This window comes from Duganella rhizosphaerae, assembly GCF_040364205.1.
Classification (GTDB): Bacteria; Pseudomonadota; Gammaproteobacteria; order Burkholderiales; family Burkholderiaceae_D; genus Rugamonas; species Rugamonas rhizosphaerae.
Map to the genome: position 1 here is coordinate 184,216 of NZ_BPWK01000008.1, position 22,552 is coordinate 206,767.

General features: G+C 67.6%; 18 protein-coding genes. 10 read left to right on the top strand and 8 right to left on the bottom strand.

Annotated elements, in window-relative coordinates; genetic code table 11:
* The first annotated feature begins 146 nt into the window (after positions 1-146).
* The 3 genes from RUGAMON1_RS18720 to prsR are packed head-to-tail and all read left to right on the top strand — an operon-like array spanning position 147 to position 4,907.
* Positions 147-1,529 (top strand): TIGR03013 family XrtA/PEP-CTERM system glycosyltransferase, encoded by a 1,383-nt coding sequence (locus RUGAMON1_RS18720; RefSeq protein WP_445231926.1) that lies wholly within the window; start codon positions 147-149, stop codon positions 1,527-1,529.
* Positions 1,529-3,544, top strand: a complete 2,016-nt coding sequence (prsK, locus tag RUGAMON1_RS18725) for an XrtA/PEP-CTERM system histidine kinase PrsK (protein ID WP_445231927.1) — start codon at positions 1,529-1,531, stop codon at positions 3,542-3,544. Before RUGAMON1_RS18720 ends, prsK begins: the two co-directional genes overlap by 1 nt.
* Positions 3,545-3,560: 16 nt before the next feature.
* The gene (gene prsR, locus RUGAMON1_RS18730) at positions 3,561-4,907 is read left to right on the top strand and encodes a PEP-CTERM-box response regulator transcription factor (protein ID WP_445231928.1); all 1,347 of its coding nucleotides are present in this window, start codon (positions 3,561-3,563) and stop codon (positions 4,905-4,907) included.
* 3 nt (positions 4,908-4,910) lie between these two features.
* Here prsR and RUGAMON1_RS18735 read toward each other — a convergent pair whose 3' ends face one another.
* The 6 genes from RUGAMON1_RS18735 to RUGAMON1_RS18760 are packed head-to-tail and all read right to left on the bottom strand — an operon-like array spanning position 4,911 to position 9,375.
* A complete protein-coding gene (locus RUGAMON1_RS18735) occupies positions 4,911-5,555 on the bottom strand; it encodes a tetratricopeptide repeat protein (RefSeq protein WP_445231929.1) in 645 nt (214 codons plus the stop codon).
* A complete protein-coding gene (locus tag RUGAMON1_RS18740; RefSeq protein ID WP_445231930.1) occupies positions 5,552-6,799 on the bottom strand; it encodes a glycosyltransferase in 1,248 nt (415 codons plus the stop codon). The genes RUGAMON1_RS18735 and RUGAMON1_RS18740 overlap by 4 nt, the downstream gene beginning before the upstream one ends.
* Complete coding sequence (locus RUGAMON1_RS18745; protein ID WP_445231931.1) at positions 6,793-7,623, bottom strand: hydrolase 1, exosortase A system-associated; 831 nt, start codon at positions 7,621-7,623, stop codon at positions 6,793-6,795. Before RUGAMON1_RS18745 ends, RUGAMON1_RS18740 begins: the two co-directional genes overlap by 7 nt.
* A complete protein-coding gene (locus tag RUGAMON1_RS18750) occupies positions 7,620-8,426 on the bottom strand; it encodes a hydrolase 2, exosortase A system-associated (protein ID WP_445231932.1) in 807 nt (268 codons plus the stop codon). The genes RUGAMON1_RS18745 and RUGAMON1_RS18750 overlap by 4 nt, the downstream gene beginning before the upstream one ends.
* The gene (locus RUGAMON1_RS18755; protein ID WP_445231933.1) at positions 8,423-8,665 is read right to left on the bottom strand and encodes an acyl carrier protein; all 243 of its coding nucleotides are present in this window, start codon (positions 8,663-8,665) and stop codon (positions 8,423-8,425) included. Before RUGAMON1_RS18755 ends, RUGAMON1_RS18750 begins: the two co-directional genes overlap by 4 nt.
* Positions 8,656-9,375 carry a GNAT family N-acetyltransferase gene (locus tag RUGAMON1_RS18760; protein WP_445231934.1) on the bottom strand — a complete coding sequence of 240 codons (720 nt, stop codon included), beginning with the start codon at positions 9,373-9,375 and terminating at the stop codon, positions 8,656-8,658. The genes RUGAMON1_RS18755 and RUGAMON1_RS18760 overlap by 10 nt, the downstream gene beginning before the upstream one ends.
* A 157-nt stretch (positions 9,376-9,532) precedes the next feature.
* Here RUGAMON1_RS18760 and RUGAMON1_RS18765 point away from each other — a divergent pair, with 157 nt between their 5' ends.
* The 3 genes from RUGAMON1_RS18765 to RUGAMON1_RS18775 are packed head-to-tail and all read left to right on the top strand — an operon-like array spanning position 9,533 to position 14,180.
* Positions 9,533-11,113, top strand: coding sequence for an acyl-CoA ligase (AMP-forming), exosortase A system-associated (locus RUGAMON1_RS18765; protein ID WP_445231935.1), 1,581 nt, complete (start codon positions 9,533-9,535; stop codon positions 11,111-11,113).
* Positions 11,110-12,351, top strand: a complete 1,242-nt coding sequence (locus RUGAMON1_RS18770) for a pyridoxal-dependent decarboxylase, exosortase A system-associated (protein WP_445231936.1) — start codon at positions 11,110-11,112, stop codon at positions 12,349-12,351. Before RUGAMON1_RS18765 ends, RUGAMON1_RS18770 begins: the two co-directional genes overlap by 4 nt.
* Positions 12,348-14,180: an asparagine synthetase B family protein gene (locus tag RUGAMON1_RS18775; RefSeq protein WP_445231937.1), complete on the top strand. Its 1,833-nt coding sequence runs from the start codon at positions 12,348-12,350 to the stop codon at positions 14,178-14,180. Before RUGAMON1_RS18770 ends, RUGAMON1_RS18775 begins: the two co-directional genes overlap by 4 nt.
* Here RUGAMON1_RS18775 and RUGAMON1_RS18780 read toward each other — a convergent pair.
* Positions 14,157-15,047, bottom strand: a complete 891-nt coding sequence (locus RUGAMON1_RS18780) for a polysaccharide deacetylase family protein (RefSeq protein ID WP_445231938.1) — start codon at positions 15,045-15,047, stop codon at positions 14,157-14,159. The genes RUGAMON1_RS18775 and RUGAMON1_RS18780 overlap by 24 nt on opposite strands.
* Positions 15,044-16,339, bottom strand: coding sequence for a putative O-glycosylation ligase, exosortase A system-associated (locus RUGAMON1_RS18785; RefSeq protein ID WP_445231939.1), 1,296 nt, complete (start codon positions 16,337-16,339; stop codon positions 15,044-15,046). The genes RUGAMON1_RS18780 and RUGAMON1_RS18785 overlap by 4 nt, the downstream gene beginning before the upstream one ends.
* Before the next feature lie 98 nt (positions 16,340-16,437).
* Between RUGAMON1_RS18785 and RUGAMON1_RS18790 the strand changes: the two genes are divergently transcribed.
* The 4 genes from RUGAMON1_RS18790 to RUGAMON1_RS18805 are packed head-to-tail and all read left to right on the top strand — an operon-like array spanning position 16,438 to position 22,525.
* Complete coding sequence (locus RUGAMON1_RS18790) at positions 16,438-18,519, top strand: glycosyltransferase (protein WP_445231940.1); 2,082 nt, start codon at positions 16,438-16,440, stop codon at positions 18,517-18,519.
* 20 nt (positions 18,520-18,539) lie between these two features.
* Positions 18,540-19,973: a lipopolysaccharide biosynthesis protein gene (locus RUGAMON1_RS18795; RefSeq protein WP_445231941.1), complete on the top strand. Its 1,434-nt coding sequence runs from the start codon at positions 18,540-18,542 to the stop codon at positions 19,971-19,973.
* Positions 19,974-19,983: 10 nt separating this feature from the next.
* On the top strand, positions 19,984-21,057 hold the full coding sequence (locus RUGAMON1_RS18800; RefSeq protein WP_445231942.1) for a glycosyltransferase family 4 protein: 1,074 nt from the start codon (positions 19,984-19,986) through the stop codon (positions 21,055-21,057).
* Positions 21,047-22,525, top strand: coding sequence for an MBOAT family O-acyltransferase (locus RUGAMON1_RS18805; RefSeq protein ID WP_445231943.1), 1,479 nt, complete (start codon positions 21,047-21,049; stop codon positions 22,523-22,525). Before RUGAMON1_RS18800 ends, RUGAMON1_RS18805 begins: the two co-directional genes overlap by 11 nt.
* Positions 22,526-22,552: the final 27 nt, after the last annotated feature.

Here is a 22,552-nt window from a genome sequence, read left to right on the forward strand (position 1 = left end):
CCATTTGTCATGAACGCGTCATATCCGGCTGATTTTCAGACTTTTTAGTGCTGAACCGACCAGCCAATTGTGGCGGCTCAAGGTGCAAGCGGCGCGGGTTGGCGATGATCTGAGTTACACCGCTGTGTGGTGTCGGGGAGCGGATCGTGATCAGGATATTTCACCACTATGTGTCTAAAATAGCCTTCATGCTGTTGTTGCTGGAGTTGCTGGTGCTGTTGACGGCGGCCGTGGCCAGTGCGCCGCTGTGGCTCAAGGGGCGCCACGGCGGCGACCAGCTGTACCTGCCGGCGCTGGCATTCGCGCTGGTCATGGTGCTGAGCATGGGCACGCTGGGCATGTACCAGCACAACCAATCGAGGGAAGACATCAAGAGCAGCTTGCTGCGCATCCTGCCGTCGTTCGTGCTGGGCTTTGGCCTGATGACTTTGCTGTCGAGCATGATACCGGGCGCGCAGTTCGGCCGCGTCGGCAGCGTGGTGTTCGTGCTGGGCGGGGCGGCGGTGCTGCTGGCGCGGCTGGTGGTGTTCACGTCGGCGCAGTCGAGCATGATGGAGCAGCGCCTGATCGTCATCGGCGACGGCGCCACCGCGCGCGAATGCCTGGAGCTGGGCGCCAGCAGCGTCGGCTTCCATGCGTTCAAGGTGGTGGGCTTCGTGCCGGTGTCCGGGGAGGTGTCCTGCGTGCCGGCCACGATGCTGCTGCCGGCCGACCTGTCGCTGCTGGCGCTGGCGCGGCGCTACGCGGCCGACGAGATCGTGGTGTCGGTGGGCGACCGCCGCAACGGGGCGTTTCCGGTTCGGCAACTGCTGGAATGCGCGCTGGGCGGCGTGCCGGTGACCGACGCCGCCACCTTCTTCGAGCGCGAGGCGTGCCAGATCCGGGTCGATTCCTTGCAGCCGAGTTACCTGATCTTCGGCGGCGGCTTCGACCAGAGCTTGCTGCGGGCGGCGGTCAAGCGCGCGTTCGACCTGCTGGCCAGCGGCGCGATCTGCCTGGCGGCGATGCCGGTGATGCTGCTGACCGCGCTGGCGATCCGGCTCGAGGACGGCGGGCCGGTGTTTTACCAGCAGGAACGGGTCGGGCGCGACAACCGCTTGTTCAAGGTGCTGAAGTTCCGCAGCATGCGGCTCGATGCCGAGCAGGACGGCAAGCCCAAGTGGGCGGTGCTGAACGATCCGCGCGTGACCATGGTCGGCCACTGGATACGCAAGCTGCGCATCGATGAGTTGCCGCAGATGCTGAACGTGTTCAAGGGCGAGATGAGTTTTGTCGGACCGCGCCCGGAGCGGGCCTATTTCGTCGACCAGTTGTGCGGCGAGATCGCCTACTACAACGTGCGCCACAGCATCAAGCCGGGCATCACCGGGCTGGCGCAGGTGCGCTACAGCTACGGCGCCTCGGTCGAGGACGCGCTGCGCAAGCTGCAGTACGACTTGTATTATGTGAAGAACAACAGCCTGTTCCTGGATCTGCTGATCCTGATCGACACGGTGCAGGTGGTGTTGTTCGGCAAGGGCGGGCGTTGATGTCCTGGACGCTGGTTGGCGGCTTCAGCTACGGCCTGGCGGCGCTGGCGTTTGCCTTGCTGGCGGCCCTGCTGCTGCGCGGTGGCTGGCGCCAGCGCGGCCATGCCGGCGCATTCGGGGCGGCATGTGTGGCGACGGCCGCGTGGGCGGCGCTGGCGGCCGCAGGATCGGCCTGGCGCGCCGGGCTGCTGGCGGCGCTGGACGGGCTGGAAGCGCTGCGCACCGCCGCCTGGCTGGCGCTGCTGCTGATATTGTCCAGCGGCGGCGCGCGGCGGCGCGGCTGGCTGGCTGCGGTCGTCGTGCTGGCGGTGCTGGGCTGGCTGGCGGCGGCCGACGGCCGGGCGCTGGCGGGTATCGTCATCCGCCTGGGACTGGCTGTGTTGGGGATGCTGCTGGTCGAGCATCTGTACCGGGGCACGCCGCCTTCCTCGCGTTGGGGCATCAAGTTTGCCTGTCTGGGCGTGGGCGCCTTGTTCGCCTACGACTTCTATCTGTACAGCGAAGCGCTGCTGTTCCACCGCGTCAACCAGGACATCTGGGCCGCGCGCGGCGCCGTCAACGCGCTCAGCGTTCCCTTGCTGGCCCTGGCGGTGGCGCGCAACCCGGTGTGGACCGCGGGCTTGGCGCTGTCGCGCCAGATCATGTTCGGCTCGGCCGCGCTGCTGGGCTCCGCGCTGTATCTGATGGCGATGGCGGCCAGCGCGTGGTATCTGCGCTACATCGGCGGCGTCTGGGGCACCTTGATGCAGCTGGCTTGCCTGTTCGGCGCGGCGTTGTTGCTGTCGGGCGTGCTGTTTTCCGGCACGGTGCGTTCGCGCCTGAAGGTATTTATCAGCAAGCACTTCTATCAGGGACGCTACGACTACCGGCGGGAATGGCAGCGCCTGACCCACGCGCTGGCCGAGGACAGCGCGGCGCTGTCGCAGCGGGCGATACAGGCGGTGGCGGAACTGGTCGAGAGCCCCGGCGGCTTGCTGTGGCTGCGCCGCGACGGCGCCGACTTCCAGGCGGTGGCGCGCTGGAATATGCCGCAGCCGGTGGCGGCGGAACCGGCCGACGGCGAGCTGTGCACATTTCTGGCGGCGCGCGGCTGGGTGATCGACATCGCCGAGTGGCGCGACCATCCGCAGCGCTACGGTTCGCCGGCGTTGCCGTCCTGGCTGCTCGAGGCGGACGCGGTGCGGCTGGTGGTGCCGCTGATGCTGGAACGCAGCCTGTACGGCTACATCTGCCTGGCGCCGCCGCGCGCCAAGCTGTTGTTGAACTGGGAAGTCTGCGACGTGCTCAAGATCGCCGGCCGGCAGGCCGCCAGCTACCTGGCCCATCAGGAATCGGCCAACAGCCTGGCGGTGGCGCGCCAGTTCGAATCGTTCAACCGCATGTCGACCTTTGTCGTGCACGACCTGAAGAACCTGGTGTCGCAGCTGTCGCTGTTGCTGGTCAATGCGGAGCGGCACAAGGCCAATCCGGCGTTCCAGGAGGACATGCTGGAGACGCTGGCCCACTCCCTGAACAAGATGAAGTCGCTGTTGCTCAAGCTGCGCCGCGACGAGGTGGCCGAGCAAGCCGCGCCCCTGCAGCTGGAGGCCGTGCTGGAGCAGCTGATGCGCGGTTACGCGCAGCTCGAGCCACGGCCGGCGCTGGAGCTGTGCGCCGACGGGCTGGTGGTGCTGGCCAACCGCCAGCGGCTGGAACGGGTGATCGGCCACCTGGTCCTGAACGCGGTGGAGGCGACGCCGCGCAACGGCCGCGTCGCCCTGCGCCTGCTGCGCAATGATGCCGCCGCCGTGATCGAGTTGATCGACACCGGCCACGGCATGAGCGAACAATTCATCCGCGAGCGGTTGTTCCAGCCGTTCGAATCCACCAAGCGCGCCGGCATGGGCATCGGCGTGTTCGAGAGCCGCGAGTATGCGCGCGAGATCGGTGGCCGCCTGGAGGTGAGCAGCGCGCCATCGCGCGGCACCACCTTCCGTCTGATCTTGCCGCTGCTGCTGGACGCGGCGGCGGCCTGATCCTCAGAGGATAGTCATGGGAAAAAGTAAATTATTGGTGGTGGAAGACGATGCCGGCTTGCAGAAGCAGCTGCGCTGGAGCCTGGACGCCTACGAGGTGGTGCTGGCGGACGACCGCGAGTCGGCGATGGCGCAGCTGCGCCGGCACCAGCCGGCGGTGGTGACCATGGACCTGGGCTTGCCGCCCGACCCGGACGGCGCGCGCGAGGGCCTGGCCTTGCTGCAACAGATGCTGGCGGCGGCGCCGGACACCAAGGTCATCATCTTGTCGGGCAACCAGGCGCGCGAGCATGCGCTGAAGGCCATCGCCATGGGCGCGTATGATTTCCACCAGAAGCCGCTCGACGCGGACACGCTGTCGCTGGTGGTGGCGCGGGCCTTTTATCTGCACGCGATGCAGCAGGAAAACCGGCGCATGCTGCAAATCCAGACGGACTCGCCGCTGGCCGGCATCATCAGCCGCGATCCCGGCATGCTGAAGGTGTGCCGCAGCGTGGAGCGGGTGGCGCCGACGTCGGCGACGGTGATGCTGCTGGGCGATTCGGGCAGCGGCAAGGAGTTGATCGCGCGCGGCCTGCATCGGCTCAGCGCGCGGCACGACAAGCGTTTTGTCGCCATCAATTGCGCCGCCATACCCGAGCAGTTGCTGGAAAGCGAATTGTTCGGCTACGAAAAAGGCGCGTTCACCGGCGCCCAGCGGCAGACGCTGGGCAAGCTGGAACTGGCGCACGGCGGCACTTTCTTCCTCGACGAGATCGGCGACATGGCGATCCCCTTGCAGGCCAAGCTGCTGCGCTTCCTGCAGGAGCGCGTGATCGAGCGGGTGGGCGGGCGCAGCGAGATCAGCATCGATGTGCGCATCGTCTGCGCCACCCACCAGAACTTGAAGGCGCTGGCCGAAAGCGGCCGGTTTCGAGAAGACCTGTTCTACCGGCTGAGCGAGATCGTGCTGTCGATACCGCCGCTGCGCGAGCGCGTCGGCGACAGCGCCTTGCTGGCCCACCATTTCAAGAACAAGTTCTGCGCCAGCGAGTCGCGCTCGGCCCTGCATTTCAGTCCCGAAGCCCTGGCGGCGATAGAAGCCTATCCGTGGCCGGGCAATGTGCGCGAGATGGAGAACTGCATACGGCGGGCCGTGATCATGGCCGACGGTCCGCAGATCACGCCGCTGGACCTGGGCTTGCCCGACAGCGCGGCCGCCGAAGCCAGCGTCAACCTGCGGCAGGCGCGCGACGCGGCCGAGTACAAGGTGATGGTGCAGGCGCTGGCGCGGGTCGACGGCAACATCGTCAAGGCCGCCGAGTTGCTGGGCGTCAGCCGGCCGACCTTGTACGACTTGATGAACCACCACGGCCTGAAGTAAGGGCTACTCGGCTTCGCGCCACTGGCCGGCGGCGGTCAACTGGTTCTTCAGCCCGGGCAGCGGGAAGCCCAGGCCGTACGCCTGGTGGGCGCTGGCGCGGGCTTGCACGTAATCCTTGCGCTTGAGGTAGAGCAGGCCGAGGTTGTAGTGCGTGGTGGCGTTGCCCGGCTCCAGCCGGACCGCTTCCTGCAGTTGCTCCAGCGCGGCGTCGGACTGCCCCAGCCCCAGCAGGTAGCCGCCGAACAGGGCGTGGACCCGGGCGTCGTCCGGACGGAAACGCAGGGCGCGGTCGAAATAGCAGCCGATCGAATAGTGGGCGCCGTAGGGTTTGGGGGTCTTGTCGCGCAGCGCCAGTTTGCTCATCGCCGCCAGCGCCCGGTGGTGGTTGGGGAAATGATCGAGGGTGTAGCCGATGTCGCTGCCCAGCGAGCCGGAAGAGCCGCGCACCAGCCGTTCAACCTCGGGCGTGAAATGGTAGGTCTCGACCACGGTCAAGCCTTCGCGGTCGGCGGGGTTGGTGTAGTCGCCGCCAGGATCGTGGCGTACGTAGGTGCCGCAGTCTTCGCCGACGGCGGCGCGCGGCGCGGCGCCGCTGCCGGTTGCGATGGCGAGCAGCAGCGGAAGGATCAGGTGTGCTTGTGGTTTCATAGCGGTTCCTTGTGGGCGGCGTGGTCCAGCAGCGTGGCCAGCTGGCGGCTGCGGGCGGCGCGGGAGTGGCCTTCGATGACGGCGCGCGCGGCCAGCGGCGCCTGCTGTGTTCGGCACAGATGCAGGAAACGCATCAGCACGGCGGCGATGTCGGCCGCGTTGTCGAGCTGGCCGATGGTGTCGATGCCGGCGGCGCGCAGCGTGGCCGCGGTGTCGCCGGCGGCGTCGGTCAAGGCCAGCACGGGGCGGCTGGCGCGCAGGTATTCGTACAACTTGGCCGGGATCTGGCTGTTGCAGTTGGCGGCCTGCAGCAGCAGCAAGCCGTCGGCGTCGAGCATTTCCGCCAGCGCGGCGCGGTAGGGCAGTGGCGGCGCCAGTTCGACCAGCCCGGCCACGCCGGGATGCTGCCGCATCAGCGCGCGCAGGTGATCGTCGTGCGCGCTGGCGCGCAGCCGCAGGCGGAAGTTTTCCGGCCCGATGCGGCGCTCGGCCGACAGCCCGGCCAGCGCCGCAAACAAGGAGGCCGGATCGCGCTCGGACGGATAGATGACGCCGCTGTGCAGCAGGGTGAACGGGCCGCGCGGCTTGGGCGGCGCGGCGGCGGCTTCGGCAACGCGGAAGCTGTCGTCGTCGTAGCCGTTTTCGATCAAGGCCAGGCGCCGCCCGTCGGCTTGCGGATGACGCTGGTGTAGCCCGCCGAGGGCGCCGGGCGTGGTGCAGACCACGGCGGCCGCCTGGCGCATGGACTGGCGTTCGATCCAGGCGTGGATGCGGCGGCGCCGCGGGTCGGGCGGGTAGTCGTGATCCACCATCGGGTCGCGCTGGTCGGCGATCCAGGGGATGCCGGTGAGGCGGTGCAGGCTCAGCGCGATCAGGTGGGCCGTGGCGATCGGATAGCTGGACCAGATGACGTCCGGGCGGTGCTTGCGGATCAGGCGCAGTCCGGCCGGCACCGCGCCCAGCCACCAGGTGATCCAGCGGTCCGGCTGGGCCAGAAAATCCGGGTAGCGGCCGCGCAGCGCGAGATGGCGCGAACTGTCCAGCGCAAAGCTGCGATGCACCGGCACATGGTGGCTGGTCTGGTCGGCGCCGATGTCTTCGTAGGCGCGCGGATGCACCGTCAGCACCGTCGGTTGCCAGCCGAATTCCGGCAAATGGCGGGTGAACGCCAGCGTGCGGTGGATGCCGCTGCCTCCGCACAGCGGCGGGTAGTGATAGGCGATCATCAGGACGCGCTTCACCATGACGCCAGCCAGTCGGCGCAGGCGGTGGCCACGCTGGCGCGCCAGGCCCTGCTGGAGAAAGTGTGGTTGGCCTGCGGAACGTGGACCAGGCGCACGCGCGGGCCGTCGAGCAGCTGGCGCCAGTGCGTTTGATGGTCGTACAGCGCCGAGAATTCGCGCGCGCCCAGGTCGGCGCCGCTGAGCACGATCAGGGTGCGGCCGTGGAATTGGCGCAGCGCGCGGTACAGCCGCTGCGGCAGCGCGCCCTCCGTGGTGGGCGCCTGTCTTGCGGCGGAAGCCAGCGCAATGAAGGAGCCCAGGCTGCGCCCGAGATGCACGGCGCCGCCCTTGAGCTTGAGCCAGAAGTCGCGCTCCAGCAGCCGCTGCACGTAGTAATGCCGGAGCGTGGCGCGCGCGTTGCCTTGCTCGGTACGCACCCAGGGATTGAGCATCACCAGCCCGCTCACGCGGGGATCGCGCGCGGCGTGGCGGGCGGCCGCGGTGGCGCCGTCGCACAGCCCCCACAACACCAGCTCCTGCATGGCCGGCAGCCTGCCGAAGAATTCGGCGATCGCGGCGTCCAGGTCGTCGTCCAGCTGTTCGAAGTGACGCGGTTCGCCTTCGCTGTCGCCCATGCCACGGTAGTCGAAGCGCATCACCGGGATGCCGGACGCTGCCAGCTGCTGCGCCAGCAACACGAAGTGCCGGTGGCTGCCGACGCGGTATTGCGGCCCGCCGGTGACGATCAGCACGCCGCGTGGCCGCGGCCGCTCCGGCAAGTGCAGGACGCCGACCAGCCAGCAGTCCTGGCAGGGGAAATGCAGGGCCAGGCGTTGCCAGTTCATGCCGGGCCCACCGGCATGGCGGCCAGTGTCGAGGTGATCAGGGCGGGCACTTCGGCGATCTCCGGGGTGGTCCAGAAGGGCGCTCCCGCCAGCGGATAGGCGTCGACGTGGGCGCCGGCGCGTTCCCAGCGCTCCAGCAGCAGGGCCGTTGCCGGCTGCAAGCCGGCCGGCTGAGGGGGCGCGGCCAGCTCCAGCCATTGCACCGGACACGCCGGGCGGTCGCCGGCCTCGGCGTTCCTGATGGCGTCGCACAGTTCGGCGTCCAGCGTGTAGCCGGCTACTTCATCGGTGGCGTCCTGCTGGCCGGCGCCGAACAGCCTGGCCGCGTTTTGCAGCCGCATGAACTGGTGCAGGTGCGGCCGGCCGCTGATCACGGCCTGCCACAGCACCAGGCCCGCCGGAGCCGGACGGGCTTGCCCTGCGAACTGCAAGGCCAGCAAGGCGCCGAGGCGCAGGCCCCACAGATAGGCTGGGCCGGGCGAATGTTCGGCCAGCCATTGCCAGCCCAGCGCGAGGTCTTCCAGCCAGATTTCCCAACGGGCATCGGAGAAGTCGCCGCTGCTGTCGCCGCAGCCGTACAGGTCCAGTTGCAGCACGCCGTAGCCGGCGCGGGCGTAGGCGCGCGCCTGGAGCGCCGCCATGCGCCGGCTCTTGTTGAGCTCCTCGGCGAAGGGATGGACGTACAGCAGCGAGCCGCGCACTTGCGCTTCCGGGTGCGGCGGATAGTACAGGCAGAAGCGGTCGCCCGCCGCCGCCTTGAGAAAGAAGGGCAGCGCGTGGCTGCGCTGTGCGTAGCCGTTCACGCCAGCTTGCCCTGCACGAAGGCGGCGAGCGTGCCGACCGTGGAGAAATGGCGGGCGTTGATTTCATCGTCGTCGACGGTGATGCCGAATTGCTGCTCCAGCGCGACGATGAGGTTGACGACCGCCATCGAATCGAGCTCGGGCACGCTGCCCAGCAAGCGGGTATCTTGATTGAGCGGCATTTTCGCCAGGCCCAGCGTGGCGCGCAGGGTCTGGCAGACTTGATCTATTAGCGGCATGGCGGCTCCTCGGGGACGATCTCGGGTAGGGTGCTGGTGTCGAACAGCAGTTGCGGGCAATTTTCCGCATGGCGCGACAGGTGGACAAATGGCGCCTGGCTGGCCCACATCCACTGCCAGCGGCCGCAGCGCAGGAAAATGGCGCTGCCCATGCGCACCACGCCGATGCGGGCATGGGCGCGCAGCGAGGCCGGATTGAAGGCGGAGATGCGGCTGCAGGTCCAGCGTATGCCGTGCTGGCGCAGGTGGCGGCGCGCCGCCTCCCACAGGCGGGGAAAGACCCAGCCCAGGCGCTCCTCCGGCCGGATCCAGACGTCGAAATCCCAGGATGCGCGCGAGCTGGCCAGGCGGTAGCGCACGCGCACCTCGTCTTCCAGGTAGGTATCGGATATCAGCCAGAGAAAGCCGGCCAGCTGGCCCTTGCGCCACGCGGTCAGGCTGAGCGCACCTTGCGCATAACGCTGCCTGACCACGTTTTCGGGACGCGGATAGCCGCACGGCGTGGGGCCCGCGGCGGCATGTTGGCGGATGTCGATGTCCTGTCCGCGCGCGCCGCACAGCGGGCTGTCGCCAACGTACTGGGCCACAAAATGGTAGCGGTGCAGCGCCCACGAGCCGGCGCTGGCCGCCTCCAGCAATTGGGCGAGCCAGTAAAGCATGGCATTGAGCCAGCCCAGTTGCATATAGGTGTGACGCAAGCCAGTAGTCATCGCGGCGGGCCAAGAGGGAAGCGGAATACAGATTAGACCCCGCACACCACGCAGCGGGTTTGAGCCAGCACAAGCGGACTGCATGCTTGCGCAACATCAAAGAGTCGATGGCGATTTATCTCAATCATAGAGGGCAGTCTATCTATGGGATATCGCTATGACGCAGTTAGTTCACGAATTCATCTTTCAGTCGGCGCAGCGCGAGCCGCGGCGCCAGGCGTTGTCGTACCAGGGTGTCGGGCTGAATTACGTGGCGCTGGCGCAGATGGTGCAGCTGGCCGCCGCCGCCTGGGTGCATCACGGGCTGGGGCGCAGCGAGCGGCTGGCGGTGTTCATGGAAAAGCGCGAGGAAGCCGTGGTGGCCATGTTCGGCGCGGCCGCCGCCGGCGCCGTGTTCGTGCCGGTCAATCCGGTGCTCAAGCCGGAGCAGGTGGCGCACATCCTGGGCGACTGCGATGTGCGCATCCTGGTCACCACGCGCGAGCGCTACAATCTGCTGGCGACGGCGCTGGCGGCTTGCCCGGGCTTGCGCAAAGTGGTGGTGATCGGGTCGATGGAGTCGTTGACGCCGCCGGATGGCGTGCAGCTGCTGTCCTGGCGCGAGTGCATGCGCGATGCGCCGCAGACCGCGCTGCATGCCTGCATAGACAGCGACGTCGCCGCCATCCTGTACACCTCGGGCAGCACCGGCAGGCCCAAGGGCGTGGTGCTGTCGCACCGCAACCTGGTGGCCGGCGCGCTGAGCGTGTCCTCCTATCTGGTCAACACGGCGGAGGACCGCATCCTGTGCGTGCTGCCGCTGAGCTTTGACTACGGCCTGAGCCAGCTGACCACGGCGTTCGCCGTCGGCGCCTGCGCGGTGCTGCTGAACCACCTGTTGCAGCGGGACATACTCGACGCCGTGCAACGCGAGCGCATCACCGGCCTGGCCGCCGTGCCGCCGCTGTGGATGCAGCTGGCGGACCTGGATTGGCGCCATGCGCAGCGGCTGCGCTACATCACCAATTCCGGCGGCGCCATGCAGCGGCACACGCTGGCAGCCCTGCGCAAGGCCTTGCCGTACACGCAGATCTTTCTGATGTACGGCCTGACCGAGGCGTTCCGCTCGACCTTCCTGGCGCCCGAGCAGCTCGACCGCAGGCCGGATTCGATCGGCAAGGCGATACCGAATGCGGAAATCATGGTGTTGCGCGGCGACGGTTCCACTTGCGCGCCCAACGAACCGGGCGAGCTGGTGCATCGCGGCGCGCTGGTGGCGATGGGCTACTGGAACGATGCGCAGCGCACCGCCGAGCGATTCCGGCCGCTGCCCGACCGCCTGGGCGGGCTGCCGGTGCCCGAGCTGGCGGTGTGGTCCGGCGACACGGTGCGCTGCGACGACGAGGGCTATCTGTATTTCATCGGCCGCAGCGACGACATGATCAAGACCTCGGGCTACCGCGTCAGTCCGACCGAGGTGGAGGAGGTGGTGTATGCCACCGGCATGGTGGCCGAAGCGGCCGCCATCGGCGTGCCGCATGCAAGCCTGGGGCAATCGATCACCCTGGTGGCGGCCGCCATGCCGCAGGGCACGGTCGATGGCGCGGCCCTGCTCGCGGCCTGCCGCCTGGCCTTGCCGGCCTACATGGTGCCGGCCGCGATCGACATACGCGGCGTGCCGTTGCCGCGCAATCCGAACGGCAAGATCGACCGCAAGCTGCTGGCCGACCAGCTGGCCGGGACGCGGGGCGAGTCGTGACGGCGGTCGACGTGTCGCCACGTCACGCCGAGCTCAACCAGTTCCCGACGCTGGATGACGTGCTCCAGCTCGGCGGCATCCAGCTGACGCGGCTGGCTGAGCGGGTGGGTCGCACGCCGTTCTACGCTTACGAGCGCACGCACATCGCCACCCGCGTCGGCCTGCTGCGGCACGCGTTGCCGCAGGGCGTGCATCTGCACTATGCCGTGAAGGCCAATCCGATGCCGGCGCTGGTGCAGATGATGGCGCCGTTGGTGGACGGTTTCGACGTGGCCTCCGGCAGCGAGATGAAGGTGGCGCTGGACGCCGGCATGGTCGCCGACCGCATCAGCTTTGCCGGGCCCGGCAAGCGCGACACGGAATTGCGCTGCGCGGTGGCGGCCGGCGTGCTGCTGCATCTCGAGTCCGAAGGCGAAATGGAACGGCTGGCCCGCATAGGTGGCGAGCTGGGCATGAGGCCGCGCGTGGCGGTGCGGGTCAATCCGGATTTCGAATTGAAGCTGGCCGGCATGAAGATGGGCGGCGGCCCGCGCCCGTTCGGCGTCGACGCGGCGCGGGTGCCGGCGATGCTGCGCAGGCTGGAGCAGCTGGAACTGGATTTCCACGGTTTCCACCTGTTTTGCGGCGCCCAGAATCTGTCGGCGGCGGCGATCTGCGAGGCGCAGCGGCTCAGCGTGGAGCTCGGCCTGCGGCTGGCGGGCCACGCGCGCGCGCCGATGCGCATGCTCAATATCGGCGGCGGCTTCGGCGTGCCATATTTCCCCGGCGACAGGGCGCTGGACCTGGCCGCCGTTGCCGATGGCCTGGAGCAGTCGCTGGGCTTGCTGCGCCAGGGTTCGCCCGGTACCGACCTGATCCTGGAGCTGGGACGTTATCTGGTGGCCGAGGGCGGGATCTACGTCTGCCGCGTGCTGGAGCGTAAGCGTTCGCATGGACAGACTTTTCTGATCACCGACGGCGGCCTGCACCAGCATCTGGCGGCATCGGGCAATTTTGGCCAGGTGATCCGCAAGAACTATCCGGTGGCGATCGGCAACCGCATGCATGGCGGGCCGCTGGAGACGGTGTCGGTGGTGGGACCCTTGTGCACCCCGCTCGATGTGCTGGCGGACCGCATGGAATTGCCGCGCGCCGAGGTGGGCGACCTGGTGGTGGTGTTCCAGTCCGGCGCCTACGGGCTGACCGCCAGCCCGACCGCCTTCCTCAGTCATCCCCTGCCGCTGGAGGTGCTGGTATGAGCGGCTTGTGCGGCTATCTGGCCGCCGCCGACGCCGGCGGCGTGCAACAAACGCTGGCCGGCATGGCGTCGCCGCTGGCGCGCTTTGACGACAGCCCGATCCGCATGGTGGCGGCGGCGCGCGGCGGCGTGGCCGTTGCGGCCGCCGCGGACAGCGTCAGCTTGCACGGCGCCGGCGGCGTACTGGTCGCGGTCTGGGGCCGGCCCTTGCTCAACGGCTGCGGCGAGAATCTGGCGGAACGCTTCGCCGCACTGTGGCTGATCAACGGCGCCAAGGCTTGCGCGGCGTTGTCCGGTCCGTTCGCGCTGTGCGCGATGGCGGACGGCGGCGGCCAGTTGCTGCTGGCGATCGACCGCAGCGGCGTGCACGCCATGCATTACCAGCAGGTGCGGCAAGGCGTGCTGTTCGCTTCCTCGGCGGCCGCGTTGCAGGCCCATCCGCACGCGGTGGGCACGCTGGATCCGCAGGCGCTCTACAATTATCTGTATTTCCATACGGTGCCGGCGCCGCGCACGGTGTATCGCGGCCAGCGCCGCCTGCAACCCGGCGAATACGTGCAGTACCGGCACGGCCATCTGGAAACCGGCGACTATTGGAAGATCGAATATCAGGAACAGTCGGCAACGCCGTTCGGCGAACTCAAACAGCAGTTCCTGGCGACCTTGGAGAGCTCGGTGCGGCGCTGCGCCGGCGGCGCCAGGACCGGCGCCTTCCTCAGCGGCGGCACCGACAGCTCGACGCTGGCCGGCATGCTGGCCAGCGTCAGCGGCAGCGCGCCGCCGACCTATTCGATCGGTTTCGACGTCGCAGGCTACGATGAAATGCATTACGCGCGCATCGCCGCCCGCCACTTCGGCGCCGATCATCACGAACTGTATGTGACGGCGGGCGATGTGGCCAAGGCCATACCGCGCATTGCCGCCGCGTCGGACCAGCCTTTCGGCAATTCCTCGGCGGTGCCGGCCTACTACTGCGCCAACCTGGCGCGCACCGACGGCGTGACCCGCCTGCTGGGCGGCGATGGCGGCGACGAGCTGTTCGGCGGCAACGAGCGCTATGCCGACCAGGCGGTGCTGTCGCGCTATGAGCAGTTGCCGTCGGCCTTGCGGCAGGTCGCGCTGGAGCCCTTGCTGTTCGGCCTGACAGGCAAGCTGAACCTGGGCCTGCTGCGCAAGGCGCGCAGCTATGTCACGCAGGCGGTGGTGCCGATGCCGGCCCGGATGGAAACCTATAATCTGTTGCACCGCTACGGACCGGCGGCGGTGTTGCACGCTGACTTTCTGGCCAGCATCGACGAGCGGGCGCCTGGCGACCAGATGAGCGATTGCTATTGGCAGGACAAGGGCCTGAGCCAGATCAGCCGCATGCAGACGCTCGATCTGCGCTACACGCTGGCCGACAACGATTTGCGCAAGGTGAGCCTGGCTTGCGAGCTGGGCGGCGTGGACGTGGCGTTTCCATTCCTGAGCGACGAGATGCTGGCGTTCTCCGCGCGGCTGTCGCCCAGGGACAAGCTCAACGGCACGCAGCTGCGCTATTTCTTCAAGCGGGCGTTGCGGGGTTATCTGCCGGCCGCCATCCTGCGCAAGAAAAAGCACGGTTTCGGCTTGCCCTTCGGCCATTGGCTGCAGCAGGATGCGGGCTTGCAGAGCCTGGTGCTGGACAGTTTGAGCGACCTGAAGAAGCGGAAAATCATCCGCGAGGACTTCATCGAGCGCCTGATGCATACCCTGCTTGCGGAACACCCAGGCTATCACGGCACGATGGTATGGGTGCTGATGATGCTGGAGCAATGGCTGGCCAAATCAGCCGCGCCGGCTGGCAAGTAGCCGGTACAGAAAGCGCAGGCGGTCCTGTTCCCACGGCGTGTAGCGCGGCAGCTGCAGCGGATCGCTGCCGGCGTGCGCGGCGCCGGGCTCGGTGCTGACCGCCGCCGCGAAACCCAGCCTGCGCGCCATGTCGACATGGCGCTGGTCGTAGTCCACCCCGGGTTTTCCGTTGGGATAAGCAAACAAGGCGACCGGGGCCTGGATCAGGTCTTCGAGCGCCGCTTTGCCGCGGGCCATGTCGGCCTCGGCGTCGGCATCCGCCTGGCGCGCCAGGATGGGATGCGAGGCCGTGTGCGCGCCGATTTCCATGCCGGCGGCGTGCAGCGCCCGCATTTGCTGCGAGCTCATCATCAGTTCCTCCTGGCGGGAGGGGGCCAAACGCTCCGCCAGCGTCTGGCGCTGCGGGCCCGGCAGGTACTTGAGCGCCTCCAGCAGCTGGTCGATGGCTTGCCGTTTGTGGCGCAAGCTGTGCAGCGGCAAGGCGTCGCAGCCCGGCGCGCCCGCGTGCAGCACGTTCTGCCGGGCCTGGCGCACGCAGGCGATCACGTCGTCGTTCCACATCTGGCCGCCGTCCAGGTAATCGCTGGCGACGAAGAAGGTCGCGCTCAAGCCGTGGCGGCGCAGGATCGGCAAGGCATGGATGGCGTTGTCCGCATAGCCGTCGTCGAAGGTGATGCAGGCGGCGCGCGCGGGCAGGGTGCCCAGGCGCAGTTGCTCGCTGGCGCGGCTCAGCGGCAGCACCCGGAAACAACGTTTCAGCAAGGCCATGTGGCGGTCGAACAAGCGCACGTCCGGCAACTCCGGCAGCAAGGGATCGGCCTGCGCCAGCACGCGATGGTAGACCAGGATGGACAGCCGGCGGCTCATGATTGTCCGATCGCCGGCTGCCGGTTGTCCAGGCCGCTTTGCGCGGTTTGGCCGACGGCGTGCTGCCGTTCCGCCACCAGCGCGCGGGTGGCGACGATGATGCCCATCAAATAATAGGGGACGTCGAAATAGAGCAGGCTGAGGAAGGCGCCGCCGACCGCAAAGCCGACCAAGCTGGCCTGGACCATGGTGGCCAGCTGCAGCGCCCATTCCAGATCCGGCTGGCCGCGGCTGTTGCGCACGATCCAGGCCGCCGAGCGCCAGGTCAGGCCGAGCAGCAGCAGGTACAGCGCCAGGCCGACAAAGCCGTGCTCGCCCAGCGCCTGGAAATAGATGCTGTGGGCGGCGTGGACGTCGCGCGGATTGGGCGCGTAGAGGAAGAAGGTGGTCGGGTCGGCGATCTCGAAGCCGCCGCCGAAGAAGCGGTCCTTGGCCAGGTTCCAGGCCATGTGCCAGGCGTTGATGCGGCCCATCGCGGACTCGTCTTGCTCATAGTCGCCGATGCTGTCCATGCGTTCGCCCCAACGCTCGGGCATGAACAGCAGGGCCAGCGGCGTCAGCAGCGCAATCAGGATGCCGGCGGCGAATTTGTGGCGGCTCTTGAGCCACATCACGAGTATCATCGCGGCGATCGCCAGCAGCGCGCCGCGCGAATACGAACCCAGCGCCGCCAGCGCGCTGAGCAGCATCATCGCGTTCAAGCCATGCCGCAGCCAGCGCTGCTCGCTGCGCAGTTGCAGGTAGCGCATCAGCGGGATGGTCATGATCAGGGCCAGCGCGATTTCGTTGTTGTCGCCGATGAAGGTGCCTTCCGGTCCCCACACCCGCTCGCCGCCGCCGGTGCGCAGCGTGAAGATGCCGCCCTTGACGCCGTAGAAGCCCAGCGACATCACCAGCACCCACAGCAGGCGCTGGATGTCGTCGCGGTTGCGTATCACCATCATGGTGACCAGGCTCATCAGCATGATCTTCATGACTTTGCTCCATTGCTGATAGGCGACCGACGGAAACATGGCGAACAGGGTGGTGACGTTCATCCACAGTATCAGCGCGATCAGAGTGAAGGTGATGGCCGAGACCGGCAGCGTCTTGGCCATGCGCGAGATGGCGACGCTGAACAAGGTCGCCACGGCGATGATGAAGGCGAACGGAAACGTGGTGGCGAAGCCCCAGCTCTGCGTGTGCGGATTCATCACGCTGATCCATACCCACATCAGCACGCCGTTGACGGGATTACGCAGGATCAGCGGCAGGCTGCCGAAGACGATGAGGGTGATCAGGATGTCGCGCATGGGTAGGGAACTCGTTGATGCGGCTCAACGATATATTTGAGCCTGTCATTACACTGGATTATCACGTTCTGCAATCTTAGGATATGGGAGAAGCGCCCTTGTTGACCGTTCTCATGGCGACCTGCAATGGCGCGCAGACGCTGCCCAAAGTGCTCGATGGTTATTGCCGTCTGCAAACGCCAAGCCAGGCGTGGCAGTTGATCGTCGTCGAGAATGGCAGCAGCGACGGCACCGGCGCCCTGATCGCGCAATATCAAGATCGCCTGCCGCTGCACTTGATCAGCACGCCGGACAAGGGCAAGAACGCGGCCCTGAACCTGGCCGTAGAGTGGGCGTTGGATCATAGCGGCGAAGACGCCCTGTTCATTTTCAGCGACGACGACGCCACACCGGCGCCGGACTGGCTGCTGCAATGGGAGCGCTGCGTCGCGGCGCACGCCGGCTATGCGGTGTTCGGCGGCGCGATAGAGGCGGACTGGGCGCTCCCGCCACCCGAATGGCTGCCGCGCCTGGCGCCGGTCGGCCTGACGTTCGGCCTGACCGCCGCCGACCTGCCCGAGGGACCGGTGTTCCCCGGCCTGGTGTGGGGCGCCAACATGGCGGTGCGGAGGGCGGTGTTCGATGCCGGTTACCGCTACGACACCACGATCGGCCCGAATGGCGGCGCCTATGCGATGGGCAGCGAGACCGAGCTGACGCGCAGGCTGGCACTGGCTGGTTACCCGGCCTGGTTCTGTCGCCATGCGAAGGTGGCGCACCACATCCGCGCATATCAGCTGACGCAGGCGTATGTGCTGGACAAGGCCTGGCGTTTCGGGCGCGGCAAGTATCGGCAAGACCGGCCGGGCACCTTCCCCGAATGGGCGGGCGTGCCGCGCTGGATGCTGGCGCGCTTTGCGCAGGAGTGCCTGGGCTATCTGCGCGCGCGCCTGCTGGGGGACGCCGACGCGCTGTTCCGGCGACGCTGGGAACTGGCTTTTCTGCGCGGTTACTTTTTCGAAGCGCGGCAGGGGCGCAGCGAGGCCGGCAAGCGGGTGCTGATCACCAGCTATTCCGGCGAACTGGGCGGGATGGAAATGCGCATGGCGCAGGAGCTGCGCTACCTGCGCCAGGCCGGCGCCGACGGCAGCCTGGCGCTACGCCGCTTTGCCGGCATCGACGCCTGGGCCGGGCGGCTGGCGCACGAGCAGATCGTGGTGGCGGAATTCGATCCGCCGCCGTTCTTCGAGCAGTGGGCGTGGCGCCGCTGGAACTTGCTGCGGGCCCGGCTGGGGGCCGCGCGCCGGCTGCGCGCCTTTCGCGCCGACCTGGTGCATATCGCCTGGTGCTGGACCAACTACGGCGCCTCGGCGCTGTGGCTGGCGCGCCATTGCCGGCTGCCGGCCGTCATCAGCGTGCACAACGCGTTTCCGGCCGAGCAGATCAGCGACTGGCACCAGCCGCTGCTGCAGCATGCGTTCGGCGGGGTGCGCGGGGTGTACGCGGTATCGCGCTCGGCCATGGCGCATTTCATGGCCATCTATCAACCCTATTTGCCGGCCACCGCACGGGTGGCCGTGATCCCCAATTGCGTCGACACCGATACCTTCAAGCCGGGCGCGGACTTGCGCCGCGCCGCGCGGCTGGCGCTGCAACTGCCGCCATCGGCGCTGGTGATCGGCGTTGCGGCCCGCCTGTCCGCGCAAAAGCGGCCCGGGCACTTGCTGGAGCTGTTCGTGCTGCTGCGGCAGCGATTTCCGCAGTTGTATCTGGTCATGATGGGCAGCGGTCCGCTCGAAGCGGGCCTGCGGCGGCAAGTGGAGCAGGCCGGACTGGCGCCGTATGTGGTGTTCACCGGTTTCGTGCCGGCGCTGGAAACGCTGCTGCCGGCGCTGGACCTGCACGTCTTGATGAGCAGGAATGAAGGGTTCGGCATCGCGACCATCGAGGCGATGGCCTGCGGCGTCCCGGCCGTGGCGACCGACGTGCCTGGCAGCGCCGATATTCTGCGCGGCTGCGGCGGCGGCCTGCTGGTGCCGGCCGACGACATCCAGACGGCGGCGGCCATGGTCGCGGAGCTGCTGGACCAGCCCGCCCGGCGCGAGGCGATGGGGCGGCTGGCGCGCCAGGAAGCCGTCGAGCGCTACAGCCGCGTGGTGGTGGGCAAGCAGGTGCTGGCCTTTTACGACCAGCTGATCTGAGGCGCGCCATGCAGCCGCGTATGTCATTCCTGGTGTCCTTCGCTGAAAAGTACACGCTGCTGTTGGTGAACACCGCCGGCACCATGATACTGGCGCGGCTGCTGACGCCGGCCGAGATCGGCGTCTACGCGGTCGGCGCCGTGCTGGTCGGCGTGGTGCAGGCGGTGCGGGACTTTGGCGTCGGGCCGTATGTGATCCAGGAGAAACAGCTGACCGAGCAGAAGCTGCGGGCGGCGTTGGGCACCAGCATCCTGGTGGCGTGGTCGCTGGCGCTGCTGGTGCTGCTGAGCAGCGGCGTGGCGGCCAGCTTCTACCGCGATCCGCGACTGAGTTCGGTGTTGCAACTGCTGTCGATCAACTTCCTGCTGATCCCGTTCAGCTCGCTGGCCTTGCCGTGCCTGCGGCGCCAGATGCGCTTCTCGGCCATCTTCGCGATCAACACCACCAGCAGCTGCGCGCAGCTGCTGGTGTCGGTGGGCCTGGCGTGGCTGGGACATGGCTATCTGAGCCTGGTCTGGGGCGCGGTGGCCGGCACGGCGGCGGGGCTGCTGGCGAGCATCTGCTGCTGGCCCAGCGGCTTGCCCTGGCTGCCGGCGCGGCGCGGCATGGCGGCGATCCTGTCGTTTGGCACGATCTCCACCGCCGGCAGCGTGATCGACGAACTGGGCGTGGCCGCGCCGGACCTGATCGTCGGCAAGTTGATCGGCGTCGCCGAGGTCGGCATCTTCGGCAAGGCGCAGGGCGTGCTGAACGTGTTCAACCAGCTGGTGACCAGCGCCATTTCGCCGGTCATCTTCCCGCTGTTTTCGGCCCAGGCGCGGGCCGGCGGCGATCTGCGGCAAGCCTACCTGACCACCGCCAGCTACGTGACCGTGCTGGCCTGGCCCTTCTTCGGCTACGTGGCGATCTCGGCGCCGGCGCTGGTGCGCCTGCTGTACGGCCCGCAGTGGGACGCATGCGTGCCGTTGATACGCATCATGTGCCTGTCGAGCGCCTTGTATAGCATGTTCAGCATGGCGCGCTATCTGTTCGTGGCGATGGGGGCGGTCCGCACACAGGTCAAGCTGGATGCCTTGTCGGCGCCGGTGCGGGTGGTGGCCGTGCTGCTGGCGGCGCCGTTCGGGCTGGAGTGGGTGGCGTGGGCCGTGGTGGCCGGCGGCGTGGTGCGAAGTCTCTGGACTCTTCGCTACCTGCGGCAGCTGGCGCAGCTGCAAGCGCGCGCGCTGTTCGGCGCGCTCAAGCGCAGCGCACTGGTCGCGCTCAGCAGCCTGAGCGGCCCGGCGCTGCTGTTCGCCTGGCATCCGCTGGCGCCGGGGCACGCGCTGTACCAGCTGGCGATGGCCGCCTTGCTGGCTCTGCCGCTGTGGCTGGCGGCCATCCTGCTTTTCCAGCACGAGCTGGCCGCCGAATGCACGCTGGCCGGGCGCAAGGTGTGGGCGAGGCTAGTCAAATAAAGGGCATCTTATGCGCGTAGGAATTCTGTCGTATCCCATGTTGTTCCAGCGCGAGGGCGGGCTGCAGGTGCAGGTGCGCGCCACCATGCGCGCCCTGCAGGAGCAGTCGGCGCTTGACCTCGACGTGTCGCTGGTGGACGCCAACCGCGAGCGCCTGGACCAGTTCGACCTGATCCATGTGTTCTCCGCGATCAACGGCAATCACCGCCTGGTCGAACTGGCGACGGATCTCGGGGTGCCGGTGGTGCTGTCGTCGGTGCTGTCGCCGGGCTGGGGGCGGCTCGACGGCATGCGCGCCCGGCTGGCCGACCGCCTGACCGGCCGCCTGACCGGCTGGAACGTGCAAACCAGCTATGCGCAAACCAAACGCGCCTTGCAACTGGCGCAGATGGTGATCGCGCTGGGGACCGCCGAACGGGACGCGATCGTCAGCGCGTTCCAGATTGCCGAGACCAAGATCCGTGTGCTCCCCAACGGCATCAGCCCGCATTTCTTCGGCGCGCGGCAGGAGGAGTTCCGGCGTTGCACCGGACTGAACGGGCCGTTCGTGCTGATGGTGGGGGCGATTTCGCCGTACAAGAACCAGCTGGGACTGGTCCGGGCATTGGCGCCGACGGGATTGCCGGTGGTGCTGATCGGCCGGGCGCAACGCCAGCACCAGAGCTATTTGCAGCAATTGCTGGCGCAGCCGCGGGTGCGCTGGCTGGGCCAGCTGGAGCATGACGATCCCTTGCTGGCCAGCGCCTACGCCAGCGCGTCCGTGTTGGCCCTGCCCAGCCAGGGCGAGGTGTTTCCCTTGTCGGTGCTGGAGGCGTTGGCGGCCGGCACGCCGGTGGTGATGACCGACGAGAGCGCGCTCAGCCTGCCCGACAGCGCCTTCGCCCTGAAACAGCTGCCGTGGGACGATACGGCCGGCTTGCGGCTTGCAGTGGAAGGCCTGCTGGCCAGCCCGCCGGAGCGGGCGCAGGTGCGCGCCCTGGTCGAGCGCTTCAGCTGGCAGCGCGTCGCCGAGCAGATGGTGGCCTGCTATACCGAGCTGTATCACCGGACCCGCCGGGAGCAAGAGGTGCGCCGTGCTGTTTAATTCCTACAGTTTCCTGTTTCTGTATCTGCCGACGGTATTGGCCGGCTACTATCTGCTGGCCCGCCTGCGTCCACAATGGGCGATCGGCTGGCTGGCGCTGGCGTCGCTGTTCTTCTACGGCTATTGGGACTTGCGGTATCTGCCCTTGCTGATGATGTCCATCGTGTTCAACTACTGGAGCGCCGGCCGCATGCAGGTGGCGCAGCGGCGCCGGCGCTGGCTGGTGTTTGCGCTGACGGCGAACCTGGCCTTGCTGGCCTACTTCAAATATGCAAACTTCTTCATGGATAACGTCTACGCGCTGGCCGGCGCGCACGCGCGTGGGTGGAACGTGGTGCTGCCGATAGGAATTTCGTTCTTTACCTTTACGCAGATCGCCTTCCTGCTCGATTGCTACCGGGGCAAGGCCGGCGAGTACCGCTTCGTGCACTACACCTTGTTCGTCAGCTATTTCCCGCATCTGATCGCCGGGCCGGTGCTGCATCACAAGGAAATGATGCCGCAGTTCGAGCGCCCGCCAGGGCTGAACGCGGCCGATGTCGCCGTCGGCCTGTCGATCTTCGTGCTGGGCCTGGCCAAGAAGGTGCTGCTGGCCGATCCGCTGTCGACGCTGGTCGGGCCGGTATTTGCCGCCGGCGCCCATCCGCAACTGGTGGAGGCCTGGATCGGCACGCTGGGCTACACCTTTCAACTGTATTTCGATTTTTCCGGATATTCCGACATGGCGATAGGATTGTCGCGGCTGTTCGGCGTGAAACTGCCGCTGAATTTCAATTCCCCCTATCAGGCCGGCAACATCGGCGAGTTCTGGCGGCGCTGGCATATGACCTTGTCGCGTTTCCTGCGGGACTACCTGTATGTGCCGCTGGGCGGCAATCGCCATCATCGCTATCGCAACCTGATGCTGACGATGCTGCTCGGTGGACTTTGGCACGGCGCCGGCTGGACCTTCGTGGTGTGGGGCGGCTTGCACGGCTTGTATCTGGTGGTGTATCGCGTGTGGCTGTCGCTGGCCGGGGAAAGGCCGGCGCGCTGGTGGGGCAGGTGGTTGACATTTTTTGCCGTGGTGGCGGCGTGGGCGGTGTTCCGGGCGCCGGACCTGGCGAGCGCCGCTGATGTGCTGGGGGCGATGGCGGGGGCGAACGGCGTGGCTTTGCCGCACGGAATGGCCGCCTATGCTTCCTACCTGCCTGCCGGCTTCAGTGCCACCGGCATCCGCTGGATAGACTTCAGCGGCATCGGCATCCCGGCACTGATGCTGGCGATGGTGCTCGCGTTCATGGCGCCGAATACGCAGGAAATCTTCCGCCACTACGCGCCGTGCATCGAACAGTTTTTTGCGGCGCCGCGCCGCTGGCACTGGACCTGGCGCCCGCACAAGGCCTGGAGCCTGGCGTTTTCCCTGTTGTTTCTTGGCTGTCTGTTCAGTATGAACCACGTCAGCGAATTCCTCTATTTCCAATTCTGATCATGAGCCAGCAATCCGGCGCCGAAT

Bases quoted from the DNA above. Each gene is read 5' to 3' on its own strand.
- prsK (WP_445231927.1), top strand. From the start codon at position 1,529: ATGTCCTGGACGCTGGTTGGCGGCTTCAGCTACGGCCTGGCGGCGCTG.
- prsR (WP_445231928.1), top strand. From the start codon at position 3,561: ATGGGAAAAAGTAAATTATTGGTGGTGGAAGACGATGCCGGCTTGCAG.
- RUGAMON1_RS18735 (WP_445231929.1), bottom strand. From the start codon at position 5,555: ATGAAACCACAAGCACACCTGATCCTTCCGCTGCTGCTCGCCATCGCA.
- RUGAMON1_RS18740 (WP_445231930.1), bottom strand. From the start codon at position 6,799: ATGGTGAAGCGCGTCCTGATGATCGCCTATCACTACCCGCCGCTGTGC.
- RUGAMON1_RS18745 (WP_445231931.1), bottom strand. From the start codon at position 7,623: ATGAACTGGCAACGCCTGGCCCTGCATTTCCCCTGCCAGGACTGCTGG.
- RUGAMON1_RS18755 (WP_445231933.1), bottom strand. From the start codon at position 8,665: ATGCCGCTAATAGATCAAGTCTGCCAGACCCTGCGCGCCACGCTGGGC.
- RUGAMON1_RS18760 (WP_445231934.1), bottom strand. From the start codon at position 9,375: ATGACTACTGGCTTGCGTCACACCTATATGCAACTGGGCTGGCTCAAT.
- RUGAMON1_RS18765 (WP_445231935.1), top strand. From the start codon at position 9,533: ATGACGCAGTTAGTTCACGAATTCATCTTTCAGTCGGCGCAGCGCGAG.
- RUGAMON1_RS18775 (WP_445231937.1), top strand. From the start codon at position 12,348: ATGAGCGGCTTGTGCGGCTATCTGGCCGCCGCCGACGCCGGCGGCGTG.
- RUGAMON1_RS18780 (WP_445231938.1), bottom strand. From the start codon at position 15,047: ATGAGCCGCCGGCTGTCCATCCTGGTCTACCATCGCGTGCTGGCGCAG.
- RUGAMON1_RS18785 (WP_445231939.1), bottom strand. From the start codon at position 16,339: ATGCGCGACATCCTGATCACCCTCATCGTCTTCGGCAGCCTGCCGCTG.
- RUGAMON1_RS18795 (WP_445231941.1), top strand. From the start codon at position 18,540: ATGTCATTCCTGGTGTCCTTCGCTGAAAAGTACACGCTGCTGTTGGTG.
- RUGAMON1_RS18800 (WP_445231942.1), top strand. From the start codon at position 19,984: ATGCGCGTAGGAATTCTGTCGTATCCCATGTTGTTCCAGCGCGAGGGC.